Source organism: Bacillus sp. PK5-006 (assembly GCF_054161415.1).
Genome location: NZ_CP096414.1, coordinates 2,356,729 through 2,373,835, shown reverse-complemented (window position 1 = coordinate 2,373,835; position 17,107 = coordinate 2,356,729). Strand labels below are relative to the sequence as shown.

18 protein-coding genes are annotated in these 17,107 nt (G+C 40.5%); 15 read left to right on the top strand and 3 right to left on the bottom strand.

Annotated features, from left to right (window positions below; genetic code table 11):
* Positions 1-158: 158 nt before the first annotated feature.
* A complete protein-coding gene (locus M1D84_RS12275; RefSeq protein ID WP_306655041.1) occupies positions 159-521 on the bottom strand; it encodes a winged helix-turn-helix transcriptional regulator in 363 nt (120 codons plus the stop codon).
* A gap of 168 nt (positions 522-689) precedes the next feature.
* Between M1D84_RS12275 and M1D84_RS12270 the strand changes: the two genes are divergently transcribed.
* The gene (locus tag M1D84_RS12270) at positions 690-1,436 is read left to right on the top strand and encodes an SDR family NAD(P)-dependent oxidoreductase (RefSeq protein ID WP_458106256.1); all 747 of its coding nucleotides are present in this window, start codon (positions 690-692) and stop codon (positions 1,434-1,436) included.
* A gap of 380 nt (positions 1,437-1,816) precedes the next feature.
* On the top strand, positions 1,817-2,035 hold the full coding sequence (locus M1D84_RS12265; RefSeq protein WP_024424687.1) for a hypothetical protein: 219 nt from the start codon (positions 1,817-1,819) through the stop codon (positions 2,033-2,035).
* 123 nt (positions 2,036-2,158) lie between these two features.
* Here M1D84_RS12265 and M1D84_RS12260 read toward each other — a convergent pair whose 3' ends face one another.
* Positions 2,159-2,347: a YkvS family protein gene (locus M1D84_RS12260; RefSeq protein ID WP_003211747.1), complete on the bottom strand. Its 189-nt coding sequence runs from the start codon at positions 2,345-2,347 to the stop codon at positions 2,159-2,161.
* Positions 2,348-2,514: 167 nt separating this feature from the next.
* On the opposite strand from M1D84_RS12260, the gene M1D84_RS12255 reads away from it, so the two are divergent.
* The 6 genes from M1D84_RS12255 (at position 2,515) to M1D84_RS12230 (ending at position 9,048) form a co-directional block, all read left to right on the top strand.
* Positions 2,515-2,709, top strand: coding sequence for a hypothetical protein (locus M1D84_RS12255; protein WP_024424688.1), 195 nt, complete (start codon positions 2,515-2,517; stop codon positions 2,707-2,709).
* Between the two features lie 307 nt (positions 2,710-3,016).
* Positions 3,017-3,667: a cell wall hydrolase gene (locus M1D84_RS12250; protein WP_197172800.1), complete on the top strand. Its 651-nt coding sequence runs from the start codon at positions 3,017-3,019 to the stop codon at positions 3,665-3,667.
* Between the two features lie 113 nt (positions 3,668-3,780).
* Positions 3,781-5,097, top strand: a complete 1,317-nt coding sequence (locus M1D84_RS12245; protein WP_247721835.1) for a polysaccharide biosynthesis protein — start codon at positions 3,781-3,783, stop codon at positions 5,095-5,097.
* Between the two features lie 54 nt (positions 5,098-5,151).
* Entirely contained in the window at positions 5,152-5,640 is a 489-nt protein-coding gene (gene stoA, locus M1D84_RS12240) for an endospore biogenesis thiol-disulfide oxidoreductase StoA (protein WP_024426842.1), read from the top strand.
* A 289-nt stretch (positions 5,641-5,929) separates the two neighbouring features.
* Positions 5,930-7,849, top strand: coding sequence for a heavy metal translocating P-type ATPase (locus M1D84_RS12235; RefSeq protein ID WP_247721836.1), 1,920 nt, complete (start codon positions 5,930-5,932; stop codon positions 7,847-7,849).
* Positions 7,850-7,953: 104 nt separating this feature from the next.
* Positions 7,954-9,048, top strand: a complete 1,095-nt coding sequence (locus M1D84_RS12230; RefSeq protein ID WP_185854365.1) for a M24 family metallopeptidase — start codon at positions 7,954-7,956, stop codon at positions 9,046-9,048.
* Between the two features lie 54 nt (positions 9,049-9,102).
* On the opposite strand, the gene M1D84_RS12225 is transcribed toward M1D84_RS12230, so the two are convergent.
* Positions 9,103-9,246 (bottom strand): hypothetical protein, encoded by a 144-nt coding sequence (locus tag M1D84_RS12225; RefSeq protein WP_172643420.1) that lies wholly within the window; start codon positions 9,244-9,246, stop codon positions 9,103-9,105.
* A 93-nt stretch (positions 9,247-9,339) separates the two neighbouring features.
* Here M1D84_RS12225 and M1D84_RS12220 point away from each other — a divergent pair, with 93 nt between their 5' ends.
* From M1D84_RS12220 to splB, 7 genes are all read left to right on the top strand, one after another.
* Positions 9,340-10,329: a LacI family DNA-binding transcriptional regulator gene (locus M1D84_RS12220; RefSeq protein ID WP_024424694.1), complete on the top strand. Its 990-nt coding sequence runs from the start codon at positions 9,340-9,342 to the stop codon at positions 10,327-10,329.
* Positions 10,330-10,384: 55 nt separating this feature from the next.
* Positions 10,385-11,239: a glucose PTS transporter transcription antiterminator GlcT gene (glcT, locus tag M1D84_RS12215; protein WP_024424695.1), complete on the top strand. Its 855-nt coding sequence runs from the start codon at positions 10,385-10,387 to the stop codon at positions 11,237-11,239.
* A gap of 202 nt (positions 11,240-11,441) precedes the next feature.
* Positions 11,442-13,541, top strand: a complete 2,100-nt coding sequence (gene ptsG, locus M1D84_RS12210) for a glucose-specific PTS transporter subunit IIBC (protein ID WP_024426846.1) — start codon at positions 11,442-11,444, stop codon at positions 13,539-13,541.
* A 93-nt stretch (positions 13,542-13,634) separates the two neighbouring features.
* Positions 13,635-13,901, top strand: coding sequence for a phosphocarrier protein HPr (locus M1D84_RS12205; protein WP_003211078.1), 267 nt, complete (start codon positions 13,635-13,637; stop codon positions 13,899-13,901).
* The gene (ptsP, locus tag M1D84_RS12200) at positions 13,901-15,619 is read left to right on the top strand and encodes a phosphoenolpyruvate--protein phosphotransferase (RefSeq protein WP_024426847.1); all 1,719 of its coding nucleotides are present in this window, start codon (positions 13,901-13,903) and stop codon (positions 15,617-15,619) included. Before M1D84_RS12205 ends, ptsP begins: the two co-directional genes overlap by 1 nt.
* Positions 15,620-15,734: 115 nt before the next feature.
* Complete coding sequence (locus M1D84_RS12195; protein ID WP_003211490.1) at positions 15,735-15,962, top strand: transcriptional regulator SplA domain-containing protein; 228 nt, start codon at positions 15,735-15,737, stop codon at positions 15,960-15,962.
* Between the two features lie 82 nt (positions 15,963-16,044).
* Positions 16,045-17,073: a spore photoproduct lyase gene (gene splB / locus M1D84_RS12190; RefSeq protein ID WP_024424698.1), complete on the top strand. Its 1,029-nt coding sequence runs from the start codon at positions 16,045-16,047 to the stop codon at positions 17,071-17,073.
* Positions 17,074-17,107: the final 34 nt, after the last annotated feature.

The window sequence follows — 17,107 nt, the reverse complement described above, 5'->3', positions numbered from 1 at the left end:
GCTCATTTTTGAATTTCATCAAAGCTCTCCTGAATATGTCCATGACACTTCTGATTAGAACTTCACTTTCAAAATTGACTATCTCATTTATTTCTGACTGTTCTTCATCTGAAGGTGATGGTATTGAAGTTGTTTAGCATTTACTTCAGCAGCTACATCTATCCTAACTTTAGTTGTTCTGGTTGTACAATTTCATATTCACCTTCTGCATACTCTTGCTCCGCATATTGGCTCCCCCATTGACAGAGCTCCTGCAAGATAGGTTTAAGAGATTTTCCAAGTTCAGTGGATGAATATTCAACCTTCGGCGGTACTTGATTATACATCTTTCTGGTCACAAGTCCACTGGCTTCAAGCTCTCTAAGAGTTTGAATCAGCATTTTCTGAGTTATATTTGGGATAATGCGCTTTAATTCACTCGTTCTCTTTGATCCATTCATTAAAAAGTATAATACAAGTCCTTTCCATTTTCCGCCAATCACTTCCTTTGTCACTTCAAACCCACAGCTAAATTTTTTCATGTCTAAAGCTCTCCATTCCACATTTATTACTTTTTAGTTACTATATCACAAAAAAGTGGGTACTTCCGATAATGTGCTTACTGAAGGATACTATTACTTGTAAGTTGTTCTTCAAGTACTTAAAGGTACTAGACATAAAATAATATGAATTCTAAAGGAGTGTTAAGTATGGGTGAATTTGAAGGTAAAGTAGCGCTTGTAACGGGTGGAACAAGTGGGATTGGTCTTGCTGCAGCACAAAAATTTGTAAACGAAGGTGCATATGTTTATATCACGGGACGTAGACAAAACGAACTTGATAAAGCTGTTAATCAAATTGGCAAGAACGTAACCGGTGTTCAAGGTGATATTTCTAAGCTTGAAGACTTAGACAAACTATATGACATGATAAAGCAGGAAAAAGGTAAGTTGGACATCCTTTTTGCTAATGCAGGCATCGGCAACTTCCTTCCATTAGGTGAAATAACTGAAGAGCAGGTTGATAGAACGTTCGACATTAACGTGAAAGGAACCATTTTTACTGTTCAAAAAGCGCTATCACTATTCCCGGACAAAGTAGGTTCTATTATTGTAACAGGCTCTACTGCTGGATCAATTGGCAACCCAGCATTTAGTGTATATGGAGCATCTAAAGCAGCATTAAGAGCACTAGTTCGGAACTGGATTCTTGACCTAAAAGGTACTGAAATTCGTGTAAATGTGGTAAGTCCAGGAGTGATTCTTACACCTGCATACGATGAGCTTTTTGGTGATGCACTTGAAGGAGCGATGGAATATGCCAGAAATACTGTTCCAGCTGGAAAAGTTGGGACACCTGAAGAAGTAGCAAACGCTGTATCTTTCCTTGCATCAGACGAAAGCAGTTACTTGACGGGTGTTGAATTGTTCGTAGATGGCGGGCTAACACAGGTATAATGTCACTGCGAAGGGATTACAAATCGTCCTTAATGGGGATTTCCTTGAGTCGTATTAAAAAAGTCGTTTTCCTTATGTCCTGAGTAACCATAAACGCTGCAAACTAAGTTTGATGATGGATATGTAAAATGAGAAAAAAGGAAAAGACATGCCGGATGCATGTCTTTTTTTGCGAATCAACCATAAAAAAAGAGAAGAGTCATGTCACTCTTCTCATACGAATGGGAATAGAACTTGCTAGGACGGCTGGGGGCTACCAGCTCGTAAACATATTATACATGACAGAACGTATGTTTGTAAAGAGGGATGATGCTTTTTTGCTTATCTCATTTGATGTAAGATAAAATAGAGGCAATGAATGATAAACGGAGGCGTTTGAGTTGGCAAACAAAGAAGAGCGGGCAGAGCAGCTGCTAATGGAACTAAAGGAAGAGCTTCAAATGCTTGAACATCAAAACAAAGAACGGTATAAATGGAGTGCCTCCACATTGCTTGGAGTGATTGCCCTCTTGATTGATAAAGGAGTGATCACACCCGAGGAAGTCGAGATGTACAAGACGAAGGCGGAAATGCAAACCTTTCATACGCAAAAAGACTGACCCCTCTTTAAGTGGTATCAGTCTTTTTCATATGTGATTGTTCAAATAGAGCAAAGTTGTCAAACGAGCCAAATTTGCTTTATATATACGTATGTACCGATCGTCTGAATTGAGGATTGCAAATTAATGTACGGAGTCTTTGATGATTTTATAGTTTTTATGATTAACGACTGTTAGTGAATCCAGTTCTAAATCTCTATAGTTGTCCATAATGGTGACATCCACAATGACAGAGTTTTCATTCACTTTTTCAACTACACCTGTTAAACCATTTCTAAATTCGATCACATTTCCAATTTTTGCAATCTTCAACCGATCCCTCTCCTTTAAAAACAGATTTCATTCCCTATTAAAAAGTATTTTGCAATATTTTCATACCAATGTAAAGGATAAAGACGTTTTTGTTTTGTTTTCGTTGTATGCTCTTCTAACGAATGGTATATTTAATAATTGATCATGGCTGAAAAGGAGCGGTTTTTTTGACTGAAGAACAAATCCTCACCATCCTCGAATCTTTACGGAATGGGACGGAAAAACAGGTGACCATCCAAAAAGATGACTTTTTAACGTTTCGTTCTGTTTTGGTGAATCAAGATGATTTTAAACATTTTCGCGGGATTGCCAAACATGGTGGAGATGTTATTTTTGAATATCTTACAGAAGCAAGAAGCTAAAGCTTTTTCTCATTGATGAGAGAAAGCTTTTTTATTTTCGTTCTTTTGTCACACTTCAAACCACTCTGATACATATGAAAAGAAAATGTAATAACCCATAATCAGGAGCATAAGGATGATGATAGGTGAAAAAGGGATCTTTTTAAGCGCTAACAATTCCATTTTATGAGCGCCTAACTAGGACATGCCATTTAATGACGGAATTTGGACAGGCATGTAAATCTTTGTGCGTGAAAATAGAATGAGCTCTTGTTAGAGTGGACAAGTATCTTACAGCCTACTTTTGATTAAAGGAGGAAAAAGGCGAATGATTAAAATTCATACAGCTCTTTTTGTCATCCTTATGCTCGTTGCAGCAATGAAGATGGACAATATACAAGAGCAGCAAGGCACATTAAGTCACGAACTTTCACAAGCACCTGTTAAACATCAGCTTTCATATATAGATCAAGACCACGATCAAGTCATACCGGCATTTTCTGAAGAAAAGCGTCAGCCAAAAGTGAAATTACTAAGTACGTCAACAGAAGAAAAGTCTTCAAAACCGAAGCAAAAGAAAAAAGTAAAATCTGAAACGACGAATAAGGCAAGCGGCAAACAGTATTCTAATGAAGAAATGGATTTGCTTTCTCGATTGGTACATGCTGAAGCGAAAGGTGAATCTTACAAAGGGAAAAAAGCGGTGGCAAGCGTTGTTTTAAACAGGGTGGAGCATCGATCTTTTCCTGACAGCGTTAAAGGTGTGATTTATCAGCGAAATGCCTTCCAGCCAGTATCAAATGGAAGCATTCATGATAAGGCAGATCAAGATTCGATTAAAGCGGTGAAGCAGGTAGTAAAAGAGCATGACAGAACAACAAAGGCTATCTATTTTTATAATCCAAAAACGGCAACAGATCATTGGATTCGTTCCCGCAAAATTGTAGAACGTATCGGACGTCACGTGTTTGCCGTATAAAGAAAAAGAGCGATCAATGAGATTGCTCTTTTTTTGTCTTCAATTATTAAAATATTTTTTGGACTTGTCTCATAGAATGTGAAAAGAATTTGCTTTAGACAAGGGGAGGCTACATGAATCGATTTGTAAAAGGGGTCATTCTGCTATCTGTCGCAGCTTTTATTGCGGAGTGTATAGAGTTTTTAGTCAATATGATTTTAGCGAGAGAGCTTGGAGAACATGGAATGGGTTTATATATGAGTATCCTTCCAATCATCATGCTTGTTCTTGTGATCGCCAGTTTAGAGCTGCCAGTCTCCATTTCTAAATTCATTGCAGAATCACATGAGCGTCTCCACAAAAGCATGCTCCGTCATGCCTTTAAAATGACACTTGTGGTGACAAGTACAACAACAGCTATAGCAGCCATTGTACTGCCTTTCATTCCAGTGTTTCAGTCGTATCATCCGCTGATGAAGGGCCTAGTGCTGTCACTTATCCCGATTATTGCGTTTACCTCCATTGCCCGCGGCTATTTTATGGGAAAGCAGCAAATGGGCAGAATTGCTTTAGCCAATATGCTGAAGAAAACGATCCAGCTTATCTGCTTGTTTTTGTTTTTTCATTGGTATTCGTTTGATATTGAAACAGCAGTACTCATCGCCATTGGTGTCATTGTTGCGAGTGATCTTGTTGTCTTTATTTATTTATACTCCCAATACGTCATGGCAAAAAATGCTGTGAATGTCAGGTCTGTTGAATTAAGAGGAAGTGATGTGCGAAAGCGCCTATTAGCCGTTTCCATTCCGACAACGGGCATGCGCATCTTTCATGCGATTGCCAATGCGGTTGAACCATTTTTAATCAAAGGAGCGCTCGTGGCAGCAGGCATTTCTGGAACACTTGCTGTTGATCATTACGGCATGCTGGCTGGTGTCGCAATGTCGATCGGTTTTTTCCCGGCGTTTATCGCTCATTCCATCATGATTGTGATGATTCCGAGTGTCTCTGAAGCCTATGCTTTAGGTCAGTATGATCTTGTGAAAAAACGTGTCAGACAGGCGATTCTCATAACGTTTGGATATGGGGTGCCGGCAGTGATGATCATGTATTATTTTGCTTACCCGCTCACACAGCTTTTTTTTGATTCACCGCAAGCTGCTGTCTATTTACAGCTGCTTTGGCCATACTTTTTATGCCATCTGTTTGTGATGCCTTTTCAAGCATGTCTAATCGGAATGGGGCTCATCAAAGATGTGTTCCTACATAATATATGGGTGCATGTCGTCTCTTTTTCTATGGTGTATTTCCTTGGTTCAATTGAAAGCTTAAATATGATGGGGGTCATTTTAGGGATGAACACAGGCATGCTGCTGTTGACTGCGCTGCATTATGCGACGATATGTAAGGAGCTCGGCGTTTCAATGTTTCTTACATTGAAAAAAGCTTGAATGTCATCGTCATCGAGAGGGCAAGCTATAAGAAAACTGGGAAGGAAGATCCTGATGAATCGTAAACATCTACCCGCCAGTCTTCTGATGATGAGCATGCTTCTATTTCTCATGAGCGCAGCAGCAGAAGCAAAAGAGCCTGTGATGGCGCCAAGGATAGAGGCGCCGACATTAAATGGTGACATGCAGATGGTTCCCGAAAAAGGGAAAAAGACCATTTTGCATTTTTGGACAACATGGTGCCCGTCCTGCAAAATGGAGCTGCCCGAATTTGAACAGATTGTGAAAGAAAATCAGAGTGATGTTGACATATTGACCGTGAATTTACTAGGTGCTGAACAAAGTAAACATGCTGTTGCCCAATTTGTGAAAGACAGAAGGTTTACATTCCCGATCATCCTAGATGAACATGGAGAAATGATGAAGAAATATCAAATCATCACCATCCCAACGACCTTTTTGATTAACGAAAAAGGAGAAGTGGTGAAAAATCATGTAGGTCCACTGACGAAAAAACAAATCAAAGAGTGGACAAATTCGTAGAACAAATCCTTTATGTGAAAGAACCAATTCTGTTGGTTCTTTTTTGTGTTCGTTTGCTTTTCATCTGAATACACTGTGCTCAGAAGAAGACGGAACGATCTATATCAATAATGATAATTATTATCAAAAAGAAATTATAATAATTATTAATTGAAAATTGATCAGAACCTGTTATAATGAGTTACAGACCAATAAAAAGCTTGAAATAGCAGAAAATATAGATGGAAAAAGAAACGGGTAACGATTGATAATGTGAAAACGATTATCAATTAGAGAGGAGAAAACAATCATGAATGAGAATACAGCACTTTACCAAACGACAAATCAAAAGGAATCGAAATGGTCCTTACATAAATGGGCACAGCACGGAGAATTAATTGCAGCAGGAATCTCGGGGATTCTCATTTTAATTGGATGGATTCTAAAGGATCAGAGCATGTGGAGCATTCCTCTTTTCATCCTAGCATTTGTTATTGGAGGTTTTGCAAAGGCGAAGGAAGGAATTGAAGAAACGATTTCGTCGAAGACCTTGAATGTGGAACTTTTAATGATTTTCGCAGCAATAGGCTCAGCTCTAATCGGCTATTGGGCAGAAGGCGCTATCTTAATTTTTATTTTCTCACTGAGTGGTGCGCTTGAAACGTATACGTCAAATAAAAGCAAGAAAGATTTAACAGCATTAATGAGCATTGCACCAGATGAAGCAACTTTAATTGAAGAAGACGGTACGACCATTCAAATCGCCGCTTCTTCATTAACACCAGGTGACCGGATTATGGTCAAAGCTGGGGAACGCATTGCAGCAGATGGTGTCATTTTAAGCGGGAGAACAAGTGTGGATGAATCTGCCCTCACAGGCGAATCTATTCCACAGGAAAAAGGGCAGGGGGAAGACGTATTTGCAGGAACAGTGAATTTAAATGGTTCCTTAACAGTAGAAGTCACGAAACATAATGAAGAAACGTTATTCCATAAAATTATTAAACTTGTTGAATCCGCTCAAGAAAGTGTTTCGCCAAGCCAGGCATTTATCGAAAAATTCGAGGGTGCCTATGTAAAAGGTGTGCTGATCACCGTTGCGATTTTAATGGTTCTGCCTCATTTTGTCCTCGGCTGGAGTATGAGTGAAACCTTCTACCGGGCTATGGTGTTTATGGTCGTTGCTTCACCTTGTGCTCTAGTTGCATCCATCATGCCAGCAGCATTGTCATTGATCTCAAATGGCGCAAGAAATGGAATGCTTGTTAAAGGAAGTGTCTTTTTAGAAAAACTAGGCACGAGCAGCATGATTGCTTTTGATAAAACGGGGACGATTACAAGCGGGAAGCCAGCCGTAGAACAAGTCATCATGGCTAAAGGGCAGGATGAATCTGCTTTCTACCAGGCACTCTATCAAATTGAGAGTCAATCAAACCACCCATTAGCGAAAGCAATTTCTGATATGGCAAAAGAGCACCAAACAGAAAGAACTGTCCATGTCACCATTGAAGAAACCTCTGGTTTTGGTGTGAAAGCACAATTAAATGGAGAAACGTGGCGGATTGGGAAGAAAGACTTTGCGGGTAAGGCGTCAATCGACCGCGAGATTGAAGAGATAGGTGATGACCTTTCCGCGCAAGGATACACAGTGGTCTACGTTCAAAAGGATGAAAAAGTTGTTGGCTGTCTTGGCCTTAAGGATCAAATCAGACCTGAAGCCAAAAAAATGATTCAAGAACTAAATGATTTAGGCATCCAAACCGTCATGCTGACAGGAGATCAGCAAAAAACGGCTGAAGCGATTGCGCAGGAAGCCGGCATCCAAACCGTAGTGGCTGAATGTCTTCCAGATGAAAAGGTACATGAGGTCAATCAATTAAAAAAACAAGGTAATTCAATCATCATGGTAGGAGACGGAATCAATGATGCACCAGCGCTTGCCACAGCAGATGTTGGGGTTGCGATGGGCGGAGGCACAGACGTTGCCTTAGAAACAGCGGATCTCATCTTAATGAAGAACAATTTAAATAACCTAACAAAGATGATCCGTCTTTCAAGAAAAATGAATCGAATCATTAAGCAAAACATTATTTTCTCATTAACGGTGATCTGTCTGTTAATTTGTGCGAATTTCTTACAAGTGCTTGATTTGCCTTTTGGTGTCATCGGGCATGAAGGAAGTACGATTTTGGTCATTTTAAATGGTCTGCGTCTGCTTCGTGCATCTTAAATCAATCATCAGGGCGCACTGGATTCATGCCAGTGCGCTTTTGTGCGAAATAAAGCAAAAACTGATACAATAGACTAGTAGTAAAACGTGTGAGGAGGATCATGATGAACCGAATGAAGAGCTTGTCTTCTTGGCTTAAGAAAGAAGACATTCAAGGTGCATTTATACATACAAAGGAAAATGTGTTTTATCTATCTGGATACTTCACAGAGCCGCATGAAAGAGTGATGGGGCTGTTTGTGTTCCAAGAGGCAGAACCATTTTTTATTTTGCCTAAAATGGAAGTCGAGCAGGCAAAAAATGCAGGATGGTCCGGCGATATCATTAGATATGAAGATCATGAGAATCCATTTGATTTCATTCAATCAGCGATAGAAAAACGAGGTATTCAAGCGGCGCGTCTTGCGATTGAAAAAGAATCGATTCCGCTTCAAAGAGCAGAAGAGCTCCAAGCTGTTACCGGGGCAGAAACGTTCGTCCGGGCTGAAGATGCGCTCAATCAGCTCAGACTGATTAAAGATGAATCTGAAATTGCTACACTCAAAAAAGCGGCTCAATTGGCAGATGAAGGTGTAAAGATTGGGGTTAACGCCTTAAAAGAAGGAATCACAGAAACAGAAGTGCTCGCTGTCATAGAATATGAACTAAAGAAAAAAGGCATTCAAGGTATGTCCTTTTCAACTATGGTTCTCTTTGGTGAAAAATCAGGCGAGCCTCATGGAAATCCGGGACAGGCAGCCTTAAAAAAAGGTGATTTTGTGTTATTTGACCTTGGCGTCATTGTCGATGGATATTGCTCAGATATCACAAGAACATTCATCTATCAGGAAGCTTCTGAAAAGCAAAAGGACATGTATCAAACCGTCTTAAATGCAGAAATGGCAGCACTTGAAATGAGTAAGCCAGGCGTGAGAATCGGTGATCTTGATTTAAAAGCTCGCGGACTGATCACAGAAGCAGGGTATGGTGAATATTTCCCTCATCGCCTTGGACATGGGTTAGGGGTTTCTGTTCATGAGTTCCCTTCTATGAGTCAGGCAAATGACGACCTTCTGCAAGAAGGTATGGTGTATACGATTGAACCAGGAATTTATGTCCCAGGAGTCGGCGGCGTAAGAATTGAAGATGATGTTCTCATTACGGCAGATGGTCCAGTCACCTTAACCAATTATCCGAAAGAGCTGACGATCATCAAGTAATGAAAAAAATCACGATGAACGTCCAGGTATTGGAAGTGTCATCGTGATTTTTTATCACTCTTCTCGATCCTTATCAACAAAAAAATCATCAATTGATTGAAACGATTTGATTTTATGTTCTTTTCCTAAAGGATGTAATGCAAAACGAGCAGAAAACAAAACAGTCATACATAATATAATCCATATGATGAAACCCATCTTGAATTCCCCTTTCCATCCAGTGATTTGTTCAGCTCACATACATCTTAAAGTATGAAACGCTTACCATATCAAGAGAAAGTAGGAGAAAAAATGGCAAACATAAGGGAGATTGCGAAAAGAGCGGGCGTATCTGTGACAACCGTATCACGTGTGTTGAATGAGCATCCTTATGTTAAAGAAGAAAAAAGGGAACGTGTTCTACAAGCGATGAAAGAGCTCAAGTATACGAGAAACATCCAGGCGGTCCATTTAGCGAAGGGCTATTCGAATATGCTTGGCATTGTCCTTCCAAACATTGAACACTCTTATTTCAGCGCTCTCGTCACAGGTATTGCAGAAAAAGCACAGGCGCGCGGCATGCATTTTGCTTTATTTCAAACAGGATATGACCCATTAAAAGAAAAAGAAGCGTTAATGAGTTTAAAAGAGCGCCGTGTAGATGGTTTAATATTTTGTTCAAATGCGTTAAGTGATGGTCACATTTTAAAATGGCAGGAATCAGGGCCGATTATATTTTGTCATCCTGTGCCGCACGATCAATGCTCAACCGTGTCGATTGCGCATGATCAAGCATTTAAGGAAGGGCTGCATCATTTGGCGGCATGCGGCCATCAACGAATTGCGATCGTTCTCGCCAGAACAGAAGGAGCGAATAGCGAGTCGCGACTTCAGGCTTATCAAGACATGATGCAATCGCTCGGGCAGACCATTGATGAGGATTGGATCATCGAAGGGAAGTTATCTCTGCTTGATGGGAAGCAATTATTTGCAGAATGGCAGGAAATGAAAAATCGTCCTACAGCTTTATTCATTACAAATGACGAAGTCTCTGCCGGCTTTTTATTAGAGGCGCAGCGTCATGACATAAAAGTAGGAGAATCACCAGCCATACTCAGCTTTCAAAATAACCAATTGAGTGAGGCTTTGGGGATTTCCAGCATTCATATTCCCCTCAAACAAATGGGACAGGAAGCGTTTGACTTGTTCGATCGGGCATTAAAGGGAGAGAAATCAGAAAAAAGAATGCTGCCATTTCGCCTGATTGAGCGAACAACAACCGTTTTGAAAAACAATCGTTGACGCACGTTTCATCTGTTTTGTACGATAAGAGGGATTGAATAAGAAGGAGGTGGGGATGTTCATGGAATCCTTCACCGTTGATAAAGCGTTAAATAATAATGTCATCATCGCAAGACACCCTTCTTTGGGCGAAGTGGTTCTGATTGGGAAAGGGATCGGCTTCGGTAAAAAATCGGGGGATCTTCTCGATCAAGACGTGTTTGAAAAAATGTTTGTGTTAAAAAACACGAAGGAACAAACAGAATATAAACAACTGCTTCATCATATTGATGAGAACATGATCGAGCTTGCCAATGACGTCATTTATCATATACGAGAAAAAATGGGACAACGATTGAATGAGCATATACATGTTGCACTGACCGACCATATTGCGTTTAGTTTTAAGCGGGTGCAGCAAGGCTATGATATCACGAACCCTTTTATGCTTGAGACGCAATCGCTTTACCCGAAAGAATACGAGGTTGCAAAGGAAGTCGTTGAACTGATTAACGAGCGGCCAGATGTCGAAACGAAGCTGCCAGAAGGAGAAATTGGCTTTATAGCGCTCCATATCCATTCAGCTTTGACGAATCGGCCATTATCTGAAGTGAACCGTCATTCGCAGCTCATTACACAAATGGTCCAAGTCATTGAAGATTCATTTCATATGAAAGTAGACAGAGAAAGTATTCATTATTTACGCTTATTACGCCATATTACGTTTTCAATTGAGCGTATTAAACGGGGAGAATCATTAGAGGAGCCAGAAAAATTGCTTCATCTATTGAAAAATGAATATCCTTTATGCTACAATACTGCTTGGAAAATGATCAAAATTTTGCAGCATGCATTGAAAAAGCCTGTACAGGATGCTGAGGCAGTCTACCTGACACTTCATCTGTACAGATTGACAAATAAAATTTCATAGTTTCCTTGAAACGTGTAACTGATTCGATCAGGCATGAGTGACTTAAGGTAAATACAGGATAAGATCCTGTTATTTGCGCAACCTTATATCACCATGCCTTTTTTTGCGTTTGAAAGTGAAATGTAAACGGTTAATTATGAAATGTACGTCAGGGAGCATCCCAAATGTATGTTGTAAGCGAAAACAAAAGGAGGTTCAACCAGTGTTTAAATCACTTTTTGGTGTGTTGCAAAAAATTGGACGAGCACTCATGCTTCCAGTTGCGATCCTTCCTGCTGCTGGTATTTTACTGGCACTTGGGAATGCGATGCAAAATCCGCAGCTGATTGATGTAGCTCAATTTTTAAGCAATGATACAATTCAGCTTGTTGCAAGTGTCATGGAGAATGCGGGGAACATCGTCTTCTCGAATCTTCCGCTATTATTTGCCGTAGGGGTTGCCATCGGTCTTGCCAATGGAGACGGAGTGGCAGGGATTGCCGCTATCATCGGTTACCTTGTCATGAACGTCACGATGAGTGCCGTATTAATGGCTAACGGATCCATTCCATCTGATTCACTCAAACTGGCTAAGTTCTTCAAGGAAAGTCATCCAGCATATATTAATATGCTCGGCATACCGACCTTGTCTACCGGCGTTTTTGGCGGGATTATCGTCGGGGTATTAGCAGCTTATATGTATAATAAATTTTACAAAATTGAGCTCCCGCAATATCTTGGCTTCTTTGCTGGTAAGCGTTTTGTTCCAATCGTTACTTCTATTTCAGCACTTATTTTAGGGCTATTGATGCTAGTCATTTGGCCGCCAATCCAAGGTGCACTGAACTCATTTTCAACAGGACTGCTCGCAGCGAATGAGCCGCTGGCTGCCTTTGTATTCGGTGTCATTGAACGATCATTAATTCCGTTTGGTCTGCACCACATTTTCTACTCACCATTCTGGTATGAGTTCTTTAGTTACAAGAGCTTATCAGGAGAGCTTGTCCGTGGTGACCAGCGTATTTTCATGGCGCAAATCAAAGATGGTGTACAGCTGACAGCTGGTACATTCATGACAGGGAAATATCCGTTCATGATGTTCGGTCTTCCAGCAGCAGCACTTGCGATTTACCATGAAGCAAAACCAAAGAATAAAAAGCTAGTAGCAGGAATTATGGGATCAGCGGCCCTTACTTCTTTCCTTACAGGGATCACTGAACCGCTTGAATTCTCATTCTTGTTTGTTGCACCAGTATTATTTGCGATTCACTGTGTATTCGCTGGATTATCCTTTATGATAATGGATATTCTAAACGTGAAAATCGGGATGACCTTCTCAGGAGGGTTAATCGACTTCTTCCTATTTGGTATCCTGCCAAATAGAACCGCTTGGTGGCTCGTCATTCCAGTAGGTCTTGTACTTGCTGTCATTTACTACTTCGGATTTAGATTCGCTATTCGCAAATTTAATCTGAAAACACCTGGCCGCGAGGATGAAGCAGCAGACGGAGCGAGTGAGGCGAAGTCTGAAAAAGGTAATGACTTGCCTTATGAAATCCTTGAAGCAATGGGTGATCAAGAAAACATTAAGCACCTGGATGCTTGTATCACGCGTTTACGTGTCACTGTGAATGATCAGAAGAAAGTGGATAAAGACCGTTTGAAAAAGCTTGGCGCTTCTGGTGTTCTCGAAGTAGGGAACAACATCCAGGCCATTTTCGGCCCGCGCTCTGATAACTTAAAAACACAAATGCAGGACATCATTGCAGGCCGCACGCCTCGTCCAGCGAAAGACCCTTCTGCAAAAGAAGAAGTCAGCCAGCAGGTCGAAGAAGTTATTGCAAAACCGCTTCAAAATGAGCAAGGGGAAGAAATTTTTGCTTCACCAATTACAGGGGAGCTTCATCCAATTACAGATGTACCAGATCAAGTATTCTCAGGGAAAATGATGGGTGACGGTTTCGCCATCTTGCCAACAGATGGAACGGTTGTTTCACCGGTAAGAGGGAAGATCTTAAATGTGTTCCCGACGAAACACGCCATTGGCCTGCAGTCTGATGGTGGACTTGAAATTTTGATCCACTTCGGAATTGATACGGTCGGCCTCAAAGGAGAAGGGTTTGAAGCATTTGTACAAGAGGGAGATCAAGTAGAAATCGGTCAAAAACTTTTAGAGGTTGATATTGATAAAATTAAGTCTGAAGTACCATCTTTGATGACTCCAATTGTATTTACCAACTTAAGTGAAGGACAATTTATTGACCTTCAAGCATCCGGTGAAATCAAAGCTGGACAAGAAAACATCATGAAAATTTCAAAATAATTTTCATAACTGCCGTTCTTGTTAGATGACAAGCTCGGCAGTATGATATAATATTGTGGATGTATTAATTGTATAAAAAGGAGATTGATAAAAATGGCTCAACAAACATTCAAAGTAACTGCAGATTCTGGAATTCACGCACGTCCTGCAACAGTTCTTGTACAAACTGCTAGTAAATATGATGCTGATATCAACTTAGAATATAATGGTAAAACAGTGAACCTGAAATCTATTATGGGTGTAATGTCTCTAGGAATTGCGAAAGGTGCTACAATCACAATCTCTGCTTCTGGTTCTGATGAAAATGATGCACTTGCTGCGCTTAAAGACACAATGAAAAGTGAAGGCCTAGGCGAGTAATGCAACAACTGAAAGGAATCGGTGCTTCAGCAGGCGTTGCGATTGCAAAAGCGTATCGTCTGGAAGAACCAGATTTAACAGTTCACCAAAAAGACATCAATGATCCAGAGACAGAAGTGAAGCGTTTTGAAGAAGCAATTCATGTTTCTAAACAAGAACTTGAAGCAATTAAAGAGCATGCGCTAAAAGAGCTTGGCCAAGACAAAGCAGATATCTTTTCTGCCCACCTTCTTGTGTTAAGTGATCCTGAACTGCTAAACCCAGTAAAGGATAAAATCAAATCTGATAAAGTAAATGCTGAGTTTGCTTTAAAAGAAACAGCGACAATGTTTGTCACAATGTTCGAAGCAATGGACAATGAATACATGAAGGAACGTGCAGCGGATATTCGCGACGTAACGAAACGTGTGACTGGCCATTTGCTAGGCGTTGACATTCCAAACCCAAGCATGATTTCTGAAGAAGTCATCATCATTGCTGAAGATTTAACACCTTCTGATACTGCTCAGCTGAACAGACAATTTGTCAAAGGCTTTGCAACAGATATCGGCGGTCGTACTTCTCACTCAGCGATCATGGCAAGATCTATGGAGATTCCAGCAGTTGTTGGGACAAAAGAAGCAACAAAAACGGTGAAAAACGATGATCTGATCATTGTGGATGGTATTAGCGGCGACGTCATCATTCAGCCTTCTGAAGATGAAGTGAAAGCGTATCAAAAAAAGCATGAAGACTACTTAGCTCAAAAAGCGGAATGGGCGAAACTTGTTGACCAGCCAACGGTTACAAAAGACGGCGTTCACGTAGAGCTAGCTGCAAATATCGGAACACCTGAAGATGTAAAAGGTGTACTTGAAAATGGCGGCGAAGCAGTCGGATTGTACCGTACTGAATTTTTATACATGGGCAGAGACCAGCTTCCTACAGAAGAAGAGCAGTTTGATGCCTATAAAACAGTTTTAGAGAAGATGGAAGGGAAAGCAGTGGTTGTCCGCACACTAGATATTGGTGGCGATAAAGAACTTCCTTACTTGCAGCTTCCAAAAGAAATGAACCCGTTCCTTGGCTATAGAGCCATTCGCCTTTGCCTGGAAGAGCAGGAGATTTTCAGAACACAACTACGCGCCTTACTTCGTGCAAGTACATATGGAAACTTGAAAATCATGTTCCCTATGATCGCGACGTTATCAGAATTTAGAGAAGCAAAAGCCATTTTACTTGAAGAAAAAGAAGCATTGGTTGCCGCTGGTACAGACGTTTCTGATTCCATTGAAATCGGAATGATGGTAGAAATTCCATCAACAGCTGTCATCGCAGACCAATTTGCAAAAGAAGTAGATTTCTTCAGTATTGGAACGAATGATTTGATTCAATACACAATGGCTGCTGATCGAATGAACGAACGAGTGTCTTACCTTTATCAGCCTTACAACCCAGCGATTTTACGTCTTATTACGCTTGTGATCGAAGCAGCGCATAAAGAGGGTAAATGGGTCGGTATGTGCGGTGAGATGGCAGGAGATGAAATCGCAATCCCGCTTCTACTTGGATTAGGATTAGATGAATTCTCAATGAGTGCAACATCCATTCTTCCAGCTAGAACGCAGCTAAGCAAGCTTTCTAAAGAAGAAGCTGCATCATTTAAAGAGCATATTTTATCACTTAGCACAACAGAAGAAGTGGTTGATTTCGTCAAGAAGACGTTTCAACAGAACTAAGTGAATGAAAACCAGACAGGTGAAACTGTCTGGTTTTTTTGTCGAATTTTATCATATTGAGTCATATTGGGCAGTGAGAAGGGCACCCTATAATTAAAAAATGGAGGTGACCAGATTGCCTTTCTCAGACTACAAACCGGGTGATCAAGTATATGTGATTTATCGAAATCCACATGCTGCAAACGTAGCACAAATTAAAGAAGCAGAAATTGTTTCACATCCATACAACGAAGAAGAGCTTGCCCTCTTTTTACTTGAAACGTATCATCCACTAGCACCTGATGATGCTGTGTTTCCAACATATGAAGAAGCAGAAGCTCTTTATCAAGACTTGTTTGAATAAGGGAGATTTTAGAAAGGATAAAAGCCATCCTGTGCGGTTAAAGTAACGGTATGAAAACCTTAAAGGTAAGGATGTGCTTAATATGATCAAACCTTTCGTTCCCCAGCTTGTTTACATTGAACCCCGGGCGTTAGAGTACCCGTTAGGACGAGAGCTGAAGGAAAAGTTTGAGGGTATGGGAATCGAAATAAGAGAAACGACTTCACATAACCAGGTCAGAAATATTCCGGGAAAAAATGACTTGCAAAAGTATCGTAATGCGAAGTCAACGCTTGTTATTGGTGTGAGGAAGACATTGAAGTTTGACTCGTCTAAACCATCTGCAGAGTATGCGATCCCATTTGCAACAGGATGTATGGGACATTGTCATTATTGCTATTTGCAAACAACAATGGGAAGTAAGCCGTACATTCGAACTTACGTCAATGTAGAAGAAATATTAGATCAGGCAGAGCAATACATGAACGAGCGGGCGCCGGATATCACGAGATTTGAAGCATCATGTACTTCAGACATCGTAGGAATTGACCATTTGACACATACACTCAAACGAGCGATTGAATACTTTGGGCAGACAGACTTAGGAAAGCTTCGCTTTGTCACGAAGTTCCATCATGTTGATCATCTGTTAGACGCAAAGCATAATGGCCGGACAAGATTCCGTTTTAGTATCAATGCCGATTATGTCATTAAATATTTTGAGCCCGGCACATCACCGCTAGATCAGCGGATTGAAGCGGCTGTAAAGGTCGCAAAGGCAGGCTATCCTCTAGGCTTTATTGTTGCTCCAATCTACATCCATGAAGGCTGGCAGGAAGGATATAAAGTTCTTTTTGAAAAGCTTGATGCAGCTCTTCCTGAAGATGTGAGAGACGATATCACCTTTGAGATGATTCAGCATCGCTTTACAAAACCAGCAAAGCGTGTGATTCAAAAAAACTACCCAAAATCAAAATTAGAGTTGGATGAAGAAAAAAGAAGGTACAAGTGGGGAAGATATGGAATAGGAAAATATATCTATCAAAAAGATGAGGAACAAGAACTAAGAAAGACTTTAGAGTCATATATAGATCAGTACTTTCCTTCTGCAAAAATTGAATATTTTACTTAAAACAAGCCAATAAGGCTTGTTTTTTCTATTTAAA

Bases quoted from the DNA above. Each gene is read 5' to 3' on its own strand.
- M1D84_RS12270 (WP_458106256.1), top strand. From the start codon at position 690: ATGGGTGAATTTGAAGGTAAAGTAGCGCTTGTAACGGGTGGAACAAGT.
- M1D84_RS12275 (WP_306655041.1), bottom strand. From the start codon at position 521: ATGAAAAAATTTAGCTGTGGGTTTGAAGTGACAAAGGAAGTGATTGGC.
- M1D84_RS12230 (WP_185854365.1), top strand. From the start codon at position 7,954: ATGAACCGAATGAAGAGCTTGTCTTCTTGGCTTAAGAAAGAAGACATT.
- ptsP (WP_024426847.1), top strand. From the start codon at position 13,901: ATGCAACAACTGAAAGGAATCGGTGCTTCAGCAGGCGTTGCGATTGCA.
- M1D84_RS12245 (WP_247721835.1), top strand. From the start codon at position 3,781: ATGAATCGATTTGTAAAAGGGGTCATTCTGCTATCTGTCGCAGCTTTT.
- glcT (WP_024424695.1), top strand. From the start codon at position 10,385: ATGTTCATGGAATCCTTCACCGTTGATAAAGCGTTAAATAATAATGTC.
- stoA (WP_024426842.1), top strand. From the start codon at position 5,152: ATGAATCGTAAACATCTACCCGCCAGTCTTCTGATGATGAGCATGCTT.
- M1D84_RS12250 (WP_197172800.1), top strand. From the start codon at position 3,017: ATGATTAAAATTCATACAGCTCTTTTTGTCATCCTTATGCTCGTTGCA.
- M1D84_RS12235 (WP_247721836.1), top strand. From the start codon at position 5,930: ATGAATGAGAATACAGCACTTTACCAAACGACAAATCAAAAGGAATCG.
- splB (WP_024424698.1), top strand. From the start codon at position 16,045: ATGATCAAACCTTTCGTTCCCCAGCTTGTTTACATTGAACCCCGGGCG.
- M1D84_RS12225 (WP_172643420.1), bottom strand. From the start codon at position 9,246: ATGGGTTTCATCATATGGATTATATTATGTATGACTGTTTTGTTTTCT.
- M1D84_RS12220 (WP_024424694.1), top strand. From the start codon at position 9,340: ATGGCAAACATAAGGGAGATTGCGAAAAGAGCGGGCGTATCTGTGACA.
- M1D84_RS12205 (WP_003211078.1), top strand. From the start codon at position 13,635: ATGGCTCAACAAACATTCAAAGTAACTGCAGATTCTGGAATTCACGCA.